The organism is Chitinophaga hostae (genome assembly GCF_018224885.1).
In the GTDB taxonomy this organism is placed as follows: domain Bacteria; phylum Bacteroidota; class Bacteroidia; order Chitinophagales; family Chitinophagaceae; genus Chitinophaga; species Chitinophaga hostae.
Genome location: NZ_JAGTXB010000070.1, coordinates 1 through 320, shown reverse-complemented (window position 1 = coordinate 320; position 320 = coordinate 1). Strand labels below are relative to the sequence as shown.

General features: G+C 52.2%; 1 protein-coding gene. It reads left to right on the top strand.

What is annotated here, in order from left to right; genetic code table 11:
* Positions 1-320, top strand: a 320-nt coding sequence (locus KE626_RS34540; protein ID WP_211977736.1) for a hypothetical protein, incomplete at both ends; no start/stop codon positions are given.

Genomic DNA, 320 nt, shown 5'->3' with positions numbered 1-320 from the left:
AGTGCCATTAGTGGTCACTTATAAACCGGCTACACCGGCTCCGGTTATCACCACTTCCCCTACCCTCGTGAGCAATGTATTGCCTGCTCCGGATGGCACTACCAGCATTACTTTGCAGGTGCCCACAGGCATGGAAAAATACGAATGGATGCGTGCCGGCAACGCCAGTGTACTCAGCAACACTAATACGTTGACTACTTCCACCCCGGGCGCCTATGTGGTGCGCGTAAAATCGCCGACCAATTGTATAGGTGCCTATTCTGATACCTTCAGGGTGATTAACAGCACAGGTGTTAACGGACCTGATCCTATCAGCAGCC